Here is an 11030-nt window from a genome sequence, read left to right as displayed (position 1 = left end):
GTGCGTAAAACGCCCTAATTCTGGTTTGGTTCTATTGCCTTACAGGAATTTCATATTAAGGCTAAAAGTCGATTCTTTAGGGCAAAATGAACGGATTGGACTACGGCTACCACAGCGTCATCCTGAGCCGCGCGAAGGATCTGGCCAGGCAGGGCTTTGAATATCGAACACCGAACAAGGAACACTGAATATCGAAGGAAAATTCAATCACTCCTCACTCCTCACTCCTCACTCCTCACTCCTCACTCCTCACTCCTCACTCCTCACTCCTCACTCCTCACTCCTCACCACAACTCCCGCATCGGTTGCCGCATGGTAAGCCGGCCTTTCATCAATTCGGGGGCGTAATTAATGAAGCCGTTAACGAGATAGATTTCCGCCGGCGTGCAATTATAGAGCAGTTTGATCTCACGGTCACCCTTCCTGAAATCCGCAGTCTGGATGATTGCAACGAGTTTATTGTTGGCTGAGCCACAGAAGATATCCACCTCTTCACCATCCGTGCTCAACGTATCATTTACGTACCCATAGTCTATCGGATAGATGATCGTTTCATGGGAAGGATGGAGTGAGGCGAAGGGGCGGTCAATTGTAATGCCATTTCCTTCGATCAGCGATTCCCAGGCAGCCCAATTGATTTGCGTGGGGGAAATATTGAGAAGTAGTCGTTCCACAGTTGTTTGCTGGAATGTAGTGTGTTGTTCGTGTTAAAAGCGCCGGATTCCGTGCGTTAAAACCTATGGCGTTCGTGCGTAAAAACACCCGCGCCTGTGAGCGAAAACACCATAGCTTCGCCTGTAATTGTTTGTACTTTCTGTATTCGAGCACAGAGTTGATTGTTCATTATTCAAAAAAGGTTTAACGATAAGCAAACCGACCCCTTTGCTGGTTAAGCCTCAAATTCTGCGCACGATATATCCTCACCAATCTCAATACGCAACTTCATTCACAAAGCGCTCGATGTTTCATCGAAATCGATTCACAACCATGTCAAGATTTCTATCTTTTTGCCTAATCGCGTTCTTCACAGTTCAGCTGGCAGCAGCGCAGCCTGGCCCAACACCACAGATTGAATTTAGCTTAACTTTCAATTCTGCCGGCAAATCAGACCAGGTGTTTTTTGGTCTGGATGTCCGCGCATCAGATGCTTACGACAGTGAAGCGGCACTGGGTGAGAGTGTAAGCATGCCGCCCTGGAGTGTAGGTGTTGAAGCTCGTTTCCAGCGTTCATCTGATAACGAATATACAGAACGTGATATCCGTGGCGGTGAAGCAGCAGACAAAAATCTCACTAAAACGCATATCCTTGAGATTAAAAAAGATGAGGGTGACGTTACCAACGTAATGACGGTTAACTGGGACCTCGAAAGTTGGGTTACAGTAATTCTGGTCAACGCTGATGCGGAAACGGTTGTAACCATGACCAACACAGGTTCTTTCACGTTCGAAAACAACTCCTTTGGCGACCTCGCTGATACGAAGTTCACCATGACCGTGCAGTACCAGGACATTCCTCCAGGGTTGTTGCCTGTTGAACTTACGTCTTTCACGTCGCTCGTTCAGGATCGCCGCGCTGTGTTGCACTGGGAAACTGCCAGTGAAACGAACAACGCCGGCTTTGAAGTACAGCAGTATGTAGACGGTGCGTATACCAACATCGGTTTTGTTGCCGGTCGCGGTACAACCACCGAAAGACAGCGCTACACCTTCCGGACGCGTGACCTCGCTTCCGGCAATCACAATTTCCGCTTGAAGCAGATCGACTTCGACGGCACCTTTGCCTATAGCGACGCCGTTTCTGCCAATATCGCACTTGTAGGTGCTGCTGAAATGCAGAAGCCCTATCCTGATCCATTCAACCCAACGACGCAGTTCACCATGACTATTGCGCGTGAGCAGGATGTGAACATTGCCGTATACGATATGCTTGGCCGCCACGTACAGACCCTGCACCAGGGTGCCCTGTCGCCAAGCGAAGCACACCAGTTTACGTTTGAAGCCAGCAATCTGCCTAGCGGTCGCTACTTCATCCGTGCAGTAGGAGAGTTCTTCAACCAGTCACAGACGGTGACGTTGCTGAAGTAATTCCTGCACAGCAAGCTTTGGGAATAATTGACATTCCCTGATCAGTAAGCAAGCCCGGTCCCACTGGAGACCGGGCTTTTTTTGTACCTGCTATTTTGCCGACCAGTCGCTCGGTCAGAATTAAGTGTCTGCCATCGAAGTCGATGCTTCTGAAAGGATGTGCCGGCTGACTTTCCTGTCCATCACCACCCCGACACCCAAAGCAAACGCCAGCCCTACGCATCCCGATTGGATTTCTGGAAGTAACCCGATATTCGGATGCGAATCCCCCTTTTGTGGGCTTTTGCAGGTGTTGCCCTGTCTCTGTGTAACATTCCTGTCAGCTTCGCTCAGCCCGCGCTACCCGCTATCAATACCTTACCCACACAGCAGCGACACGCTGCCTTGTTGGAAAAAGCACGTACACAAGGTACTGTGCCTCTCATTGTTCAATTGCAACGAGGTAATGCCGGCAAGGCGTATCACACCGCTGCCATCGCCCAATCACAACAAGCCGTACTCGACGCTGTAGACGGATTGACCCATGTGCGCCTCTATCAACAGATCCCATTTCTAGCTGTCCACGCTACACCGGACGCACTGCAACAACTGCTTACATTCCCCAATATTGGCTTTGTACAGGAAGACGAGCACTACGGGGTATTGCTTGAAGAGAGTACAGCGGCGATTGGTGCTGCGGCTGCCTGGGCGTATGGCGGTTCAGGTGCCGGACAAGTGGTTGCCGTTGTCGATTCTGGCGTAGACGGTAACCATCCCTTCCTGGATGGAAAACTGGCTGGTGAAGCTTGCTTCTCTTCCAGCTATGAAAGCACAAGCAGCAACTTTGTCTCTGTGAGTCTGTGTCCCGGTGATGAGGAGCGTGCCTATGGCGCCGGCGTTGCAACCAATTGTGATCCGGCGATCGAAGGGTGTAGCCACGGTACGCGCGTTGCCGGCATTGTTGCCGGCCGTTCTGATGATTTTTCAGGGGTTGCAAGAGATGCCGACATTCTCGCCCTACAAGTTTTCTCGCGGTTCGAGAACTATTGCGGCGATGCGCCCTGCGTCCGTTCCTGGGTATCCGATCAGGTTGCTGCACTCGATTACATCTACCAGCAGCGAGATTCGCTCAACATCGCTGCTGTCAACTTGAGTCTGGGGGGCGGACACTATACAGATGTCGCCACCTGCGAAGAAGTAAATCCGGCCATGCGCATCCTGATTGATATGCTGCATGACGAAGGCATTGCTGTAATTGCTGCAGCCGGCAACAGTGGCTTGTCTGATGGACTGGTATCACCTGCCTGCCTCTCAAATGCTATCAGTGTTGGTGCAACAACCATGGGAGACGACATTGCCAGTTTTTCAAGCAGCGCTACGTTTCTGGATTTTCTTGCACCCGGACAAGATATCACAACTTCCATCCCTGGTGGGGGGTTTGCAAGCAGCGCTGGTACCTCCTTTTCAGCACCTCATGTGGCTGGTGCCTGGGCAATTTTGAAAGCCGCCAATCCTGATGCGACAATTGAAACCCTGCTCGCGACCTTTGCCAACACCGGCTTTCAGATCACTGACGACCGTAATGACGTCACTACGGCCCGGATTCAGGTAGACCTGGCACTGCAGGCAACCCAGCTTCCGGTAGACCTTGTCGCCTTTGAGGCAACCGCTACCGATGACAAAGTACTACTGTCCTGGCGTACTGCAAGCGAAACGAACAATGCCGGCTTTGAGGTTGAATACCATGGAGGCCACGGATTTACCTCGCTTGGTTTTGTGCATGGCCACGGGACAACCCTGGATGCAGCAACCTACAACTTCTCTGCAGATGGATTTTCGCCTGGTTGGCACACCTTTCGGCTAAAACAAATCGACTTTGACGGGACGTTTGCATATAGCCTCGAACAGCAAGTCTATATCGACATTGATGGCGCGTTTCATTTCGGGGCGCCTTACCCAAACCCGTTCAATCCGCAAACGCAGTTTACGTTGACCCTCGCCAGAGCGCAGCACGTCATTGTATCTGTGTATAACCTCGTTGGCGCGCGCGTACAGGTGCTAGCTGATGGGATTTTGCCTGCGGAGTATTCGCATCAGTTCACGCTGGATGGCAGTACGCTACCCAGTGGGATTTATATTATCCAGGCTGCCGGCGAGCATTTTAAATCGGCCCGAAGTGTTACGTTGATGAAGTAGCTTGGGCGAAAATGCTAGCCATAAAAAGTCCCCTCCTTCAATAAGAAAGAGGGGACTTTTGTAAAAACTGCGAGGTCAGCGTTTAGTCTTCAGATTCTGGCAACTGTACCCGAATATGCAAGTCATTGAGCTGATGGTCGTCTACGATATCAGGTGATGATACCATCAACTCTTGCGCTGACTGGGTTTTGGGGAACGCAATCACGTCGCGGATATTTTCCGTGCCAGACATCAACATGGCAATGCGGTCGAGGCCCAGTGCGATGCCGCCGTGTGGTGGCGCGCCGTACTCCAGTGCTTCGAGAAGAAAGCCAAAACGCCGGCTTGCTTCTTCAGCCTGGATATCGAGCAGCTTGAACATCTGGTTCTGAATTTCCCGGCTATGAATCCTGATAGATCCACCACCAATTTCGTAGCCATTCAGCACGAGGTCATATGCACGGGCACGTACGGATCCAGGATCATCGAACATTTTGTCGAAATCTGCTGGCAGCGGTGATGTAAACGGATGGTGCATGGCGTGGAAACGCTGTCCATCTTCGTCCCAATCGAGCAATGGGAAGTCGGTAACCCACAGGAAATTCCAGGGGCCATCTCCCCCTTCAGGAATCAGGTTGAGTTCTTTTGCCATGTGCAGACGGAGCGTACCCATCTGTTCAAACACTTCTGGATTTTTGCCGGCAAGTACAAGCACCAGATCGCCTGCTTTGGCATCCATCTGCGCAATAGCTTTATCTACAAAAGCCGAAGGTAGTACTTCTGCTTTCACAGAGGAGAATGTTGCTGAACCGTCTGACGGTAGCTTGAAATAAACAAGGCCGCCGGCACCAATGCGTTTACGTACGATGTCTTTATCGAGGCGGTCCATCGCACCGCGACCACGGTCTCCTTCGCCTGGCACTTTCACGGCTACAATTTTACCGCCAGATTCAAGCAGGTTGTCAAATACGCGGAAGCCCGATCCTTCAAAGGCGCTACTGATGTCGTTGATTTCGAGGCCAAACCGCAAATCTGGTTTGTCGCTGCCGTATCGATGGATAGCCTCAGCGTACGACACGCGCGGGAACGGCGTTGGCAGGTCGATGCCTTTGATCTCTTTGAAGAGGGAAGTCATAAGTTCTTCCATCAAGCCGTAGATCAACTCTTCCGTAGCAAACGAAATTTCAACATCCACCTGTGTAAACTCAGGTTGCCGGTCTGCACGCAGGTCTTCATCGCGGAAGCACTTTACAATCTGGAAATAGCGGTCAAAGCCGGCTATCATCAGAATTTGCTTGTACGTCTGCGGAGACTGGGGCAGGGCATAGAACTCTCCAGGATGAACACGACTGGGGACCAGAAAGTCGCGCGCGCCTTCAGGCGTCGATTTCATCAGGACCGGCGTTTCTACTTCCAGGAAATTATTTTTAACAAATACGCTGCGCGTGGTCTGGTAAATTTTATGCCGCATCACAAGCTTTTCCAGCAACTCCGGCCGGCGGAGGTCTAGATAGCGATACCGCAGGCGTAATTCTTCGTTGGCCAGTTTGCGCTTTTCTTCGTGTGATGAAACAGGAAAAGGTACTGGCTGTGACGTGTTCAGGATGAACAGGCTCTGTACACTGATCTCAATAGCGCCGGTTGGTAGTTTGGCGTTTACCGTTTCTTTAGAACGCGGCCGAACAACACCTTCAATAGAAATCACGTCTTCGGTGCGCAAATTCTCGGCTTTTACGTGCGCATTTTCATTATCCTGCGGTGAAAATACGATTTGTGTAAGCCCGTGGCGATCGCGCAAATCGATGAAAATAACGCCGCCCAAATCCCGGCGGGTATCAACCCAGCCTTTGAGGGTAACATTTTCATTAACGTTTGCTTCGCGTAACTCGCCGCAGTTGTTGGTGCGCTGTCCGTGTTCGTCGACTTCCGATATCAGTCGTAAAGTTTGTTGTTCTGACATTTTATTTGATTGACGTTGCGGGATTCAAAACGCGGCCGGCTTATAGGCATACTTCACGAATCCAGACGCTTTAAGAATTTAGTGCCTATATCTGGCTATTAGCATTCAGAACTGTTAGAATTAGTGCTGATTGCCGCATCGTAATGATCCCAATTGGGCTCCCAAAATGACCAATTTCAATTTTGGGTTGTAGATTACAGCGGAGCTGCGCGATTGGTTGCACACTTCTGGTGAAAAAAGCCCTTCCATTGCGCGAAAAAATTCCCACCGAGAATTAAACGTCTTTTATGCAGGAAATGATGACACTATTCGGGGAGCTGTTTAGCAATCCCTATATCCTGGCTACGTTGGTCTATTTGTTCGCTTTGTTGGGCGTAGGCGTCTATAAAAGCAAGGTTGTCAATTCCAGTGACGACTTTATGGTAGCCGGCCGCACCTTGCCCTGGTACATTCTTGTGGGCACCCTGCTGGCTACCTGGATGGGCAATGGTTCGCTGTTCGGCGGTGCCGGCCTCGGATACCGCAACGGCCTCGCCAGCCTCTGGTACAGCGCCGGCGCATGGGCCGGTATCGTTATCGTGTACTTTATCGCCCGGCGCATCAGGAATTTTGGACAGGTAACCGTTCCAGACATCTTTGAGGCGCGTTATGGAAAAGCGTCGCGTGTGTTAGCAACCCTGATCACTGTTATTGCCTATCTCACGATCGTTTCTTACCAGTTTAAGGGGGGCGGGCGCGTGATTGCAATCATGACGGATGGTTTGATTACCATCGAACAAGGCATCATGATTACGGCGATCTTTGCGATTCTCTACACCGTGCTTGCCGGTATGTTATCTGTGGTTTACACAGATGTAGTCAATGGTGTGTTAATGACCGGTGGAGTGCTGGTTGGACTTGGCTTTCTGTTGTATCAGGTTGGTGGACTGGATGTGGTCATGAATGCCGCTGAGGAATCTGGCAAATGGTCTGTCTTTGGTAACTGGGCTGATGAACGCGAAAATGTAAATTCAGGGCCTATCATTGCCTTCTCGTTCCTTATACCGACGATGTTGTTGCTGCTCGGTGATGCCAATATGTATCAGCGTATTTTTAGCGCAGAGGACAGCGGGCAGGCGCAAAAGGCCGTCTTTTTCTGGGTCATAGGTGTAGTTATTCTGGAAACCAGTTTTCAGTTCTTCGGATTGGTTGGTAGTGTTGCTGTTGATCAGGGATTGATTACCAACCTGTTTGAAGAAGGCCGCGCCGGCACCGAGAACATCATACCGGCTGCCGCAGGGCAAGCCTTGCCCCTTGTGCTCGGAATGGTGCTGGTTGCAACCATGATGGCCGTGATCGTTTCAACGGCAGACTCCTTCCTGCTGGTGCCGGCTACAAACCTGACCCGCGACGTATGGCAGCGTTTTGTGAATCCTGACTTGAGCGAAAAAAATGTGGTTCGTCTCGGACGCATTTTTGTACTTGGTCTTGGACTCATCGCTTACTTGCTTGTCGAGCAATTTCCAACCATTCTGGATGCGGCATACACCGCCTACCTGATTTACGGCGCAGCAATCACGCCACCCTTGATGGCAGCATTCCTGTGGAAACGTGCGACGTGGCAGGGTGCCGTTGCCAGTATTCTTGTGGGAAGCTTTACCACGTTGATTTGGACTTTCTATCTGTCCAGTCAGCCTTATTTCTCGTCGTGGAGTCCGTTTCTACAAGAAGCCACGTACCCGGCTGTGTTGCTGTCTATTCTTACGCTTGTGGGTGTAAGCCTTGCAACGCCAAAGCCGGCTGACGAAGTCTGGAAACCATTTTTCGACAATACCTGATCTGTACGCTAATTATTGAAGTTGATTGAGATGCAAGAGCCGATTCGTGTGCCTTTGAAGCGACTGCCCCACGCCGAGGGCCTTGATTTGCCGTTTTATGCAACACCCCAGAGCGCCGGCATGGATTTGCGCGCAGCCGTGCCCGAAGCTGAGCCCATGATGATTGGGCCAGGTGAAGTGGTGCTGGTCCCTACCGGATTACAAATTGCACTTCCGCCGGGCTACGAAGCCCAGGTTCGCCCCCGCAGTGGCCTTGCAGTCAAACACAAAATCACTGTGCTGAACAGCCCGGGTACCATCGACAGTGATTATCGCGGGGAGTGCAAGGTTATCCTGATCAATCATGGCAAAGAGGCTTTTGCTATCCAACGCGGCGAGCGCATCGCGCAAATGGTCATCGCTGCCCATGCGCAAGTTGCATGGGACGAGCGCAACAGTCTCGACGAAACCGAACGCGGCGCCGGCGGATTTGGCTCAACAGGGATTTAGATAAGAAGCTTGTCCGTCATTCCCAAATTGATCGGGAATCCACACGCATGGCGACCCCGAAAGCCTGGAAAACAAAAAAACCGCAGCAGAGACTTGGTCTGATGCGGTTTTTTCTTTGCTATGAAGCGCTAGAATGTCGGGGAGAGGCGGAGCCAGAGGGTTGGGTCCTTTTCGCCACCAATTTCTTTAAGCGGCCAGGCCAGTTCGAGGCGGACGGCCCGATCTGCAAAGCTTAGGCCTAAGCCGGCCGCAGGAAGGAGGTCGTCGATGTCGAACGTGTTCGTGCCGTTGTTGTTAACCCAGCCGGCATCTCCAAATCCAAACACCTGGACGTCTGAGAAGATATCATCAAGCGGTGAGATGTTGGCGATGGTGTACTCCACGTTTCCGAGGAGCATCCGCGTGCCATAGAATGCATTCTGTGGATAAGCCCGTACTGAGCCAACACCGCCCAAGGTAAACATTTTCTGGATTGGCGCTTCGTCAGATGCATAGCCGCCACGGAAGCGGAAGCCGAGGCTGCTGCCATAACCAAAGGGTACATAGAACCTAACGTCGCCAAGGAATCGAGAGAAATCAAAGTCGCCGCCGAAGCCTTCGCCGAACTCAGCATCGAATCGGAAAGCTGAACCGCGGGGCACACTGTGCAGTCCTGACAACTGGCCGCCTTCAAACGCTACGACAACCGAGTTCATCTGGCCTTCGCTTACGAGTGGGTTGAAGCGGAAGTCGCGGCCACCAAAGAGCGACCAATTGGCTTCGTTTTCAAGGCTGCCATATTCTTCAGACCGGTAGCCGGCGCTGATTTGTGCATACGGAGAGAGCCGCTGGATTGCATAGGCTGAGAAGCCCTGCACGTTGTAGTAGTCGAGGAAGTCGTACTCGAAGAGCATGGCCGCGATGCTGTTCTCTACCCAGTTGACTTTCCAGATGTCATTGGTTGCTGTATTTTCGCGGTAAGAGACGCCAATTTTGAATTCAAAGTCATCATCCATGTACGGGAAAGGACGCACTTCTGCCCCGAGTTCATAACGGACGTCTTTCATGGCAAACGCGTAGCTTGCCTGTCCGTATAATTTGGCATTTTCCCAATCACCCCATTCAAGCGGGAGCAGGCGTGCGCCAAGCACAAGGCCTTCTACCCGGTTGTAACGGATCGCAGGAATAGGGCGGTAAAGCGCTGTCTCGCGGTAGGGCCAGCGGTTGAAAAACTCGCCGACATAGGCAGCGGAGTAGTCAAAGTCGTCAAATGGAGAGTCTGCACGGCGCTGACGGTAGCGATAGGTTGTGTAAGAGGTCTCGTAGCGTGCTTCGTCAACAGCATCGCGGGCCTCAGCAATGCTGGAGCGCACGTCATCCATCACTTCGTCATGGATGTCGGCTACCATAATATCACGATCCTCGTCAGTTGATACCTTGCGGCCATTACGATAGGCACCGGGCTTGAGCCAGGGATCATTTGAGGTCCGATCAACTTCAGCTTCTGCGATTGCAGGCTCATTTTCATCTGCAAAGATGAGCCGGCGCGTTTGCACGACCGCATTGTCGATGCCTGTTTCAACTGGTGCAAGCTGGGCAGCCAGGTCCATTTCATTTTCAGCCTGGAGGGTGCGGCGGATATCGCGAATCTGGTCTGAAAGTTCTAGCAGTGCGTTTTCCAGCGACTTCAGGTCTGAAACTGACGTTGGCTGGGGGTTGTCTGGATCGCCTTGTGCTGCATCTTCAATGGTGTTGGCGCGCGCCATGGCTGTCAGCGAGACCGCCGGCAACGCCTGGTTAACTGCATTGAGCCGTGCCGCAAGATCGTGTAGTTCTGATTGAACAGAGCTGTTGCCTTCTCTGAAGGTGGCGGTCCGAATCACTTTGACCATCGTGCCGAGGGCAGATTCGATTACGTGGCGCTCAGCCTCATAGGAGGTGGTGTCGGCATCTTGTGCCAACAACGGGTTGGCCGGCGTTAAGGCAAAGACTACCAGCAAGGTGAAAATGGAGGTGTAACAATGCTTGCTCATGGGTTCGGATAAAAAGTTCTACTTACTAAAACCCTTTAAATTGGGATCACATCAATAAGTACGCGCCAGAAAAAAGTTGCCATCTGCAACTCCCGGCCGGCGAAACTCTATTCCACGTTTCTTATAACTTAGGTTCTTTTTTAAACTTAGACTATAGCATAGTCTAGCGTGTGATTTACAGGTAAGACCTACTCCTGAATAAAAGTGTTCTTAGATTGCGTCCTATTTTGACCTCCTGTCCCCGCGATTTGGAGTACATTCTAAAATTGTAGTACTCTTTAATCTGGCGAAAACTCTCAAATAACAATTGAGGAGAAGTGTATTTTGTTTCAATACGCAGGATGCGTGTCGTTTCAATATAAATACATTTCTCTACAATAGTTTTTTCAAAGTATTCACTATTTCCAGAAGTTTGAATACCAAAACAATACAGTGTACTCCAAAACGCATGGAACGTTGAGTAGAATGTGTTATAAACGAAATAGGGGCTTTTTATGTTTTGGTTTTCCCCTG

General features: G+C 51.1%; 7 protein-coding genes. 4 read left to right on the top strand and 3 right to left on the bottom strand.

Features of this window, described 5'->3' with window-relative positions:
- Positions 1-284: 284 nt before the first annotated feature.
- Positions 285-674: a hypothetical protein gene (locus AAF564_22840; protein MEM8488404.1), complete on the bottom strand. Its 390-nt coding sequence runs from the start codon at positions 672-674 to the stop codon at positions 285-287.
- Between the two features lie 313 nt (positions 675-987).
- Between AAF564_22840 and AAF564_22835 the strand changes: the two genes are divergently transcribed.
- Positions 988-2085 (top strand): T9SS type A sorting domain-containing protein, encoded by a 1098-nt coding sequence (locus AAF564_22835; GenBank protein MEM8488403.1) that lies wholly within the window; start codon positions 988-990, stop codon positions 2083-2085.
- Positions 2086-2343: 258 nt separating this feature from the next.
- Positions 2344-4260, top strand: a complete 1917-nt coding sequence (locus tag AAF564_22830) for a S8 family serine peptidase (GenBank protein ID MEM8488402.1) — start codon at positions 2344-2346, stop codon at positions 4258-4260.
- Positions 4261-4342: 82 nt separating this feature from the next.
- Here the strand turns inward: AAF564_22830 and aspS are convergent, their stop codons facing one another.
- Positions 4343-6199: an aspartate--tRNA ligase gene (aspS, locus tag AAF564_22825; protein MEM8488401.1), complete on the bottom strand. Its 1857-nt coding sequence runs from the start codon at positions 6197-6199 to the stop codon at positions 4343-4345.
- Between the two features lie 296 nt (positions 6200-6495).
- On the opposite strand from aspS, the gene AAF564_22820 reads away from it, so the two are divergent.
- Positions 6496-8016 carry a sodium:solute symporter family protein gene (locus tag AAF564_22820; GenBank protein ID MEM8488400.1) on the top strand — a complete coding sequence of 507 codons (1521 nt, stop codon included), beginning with the start codon at positions 6496-6498 and terminating at the stop codon, positions 8014-8016.
- A 30-nt stretch (positions 8017-8046) separates the two neighbouring features.
- Entirely contained in the window at positions 8047-8505 is a 459-nt protein-coding gene (gene dut / locus AAF564_22815; GenBank protein ID MEM8488399.1) for a dUTP diphosphatase, read from the top strand.
- Between the two features lie 128 nt (positions 8506-8633).
- Here the strand turns inward: dut and AAF564_22810 are convergent, their stop codons facing one another.
- Positions 8634-10517, bottom strand: a complete 1884-nt coding sequence (locus tag AAF564_22810; protein MEM8488398.1) for a DUF5686 family protein — start codon at positions 10515-10517, stop codon at positions 8634-8636.
- Between the last annotated feature and the right edge of the window lie 513 nt (positions 10518-11030).

The sequence above is a fragment of the Bacteroidota bacterium genome, from assembly GCA_039111535.1.
Lineage (GTDB): Bacteria > Bacteroidota > Rhodothermia > Rhodothermales > JAHQVL01 > JBCCIM01.
This window is presented reverse-complemented; position numbering and strand designations above follow the sequence as displayed.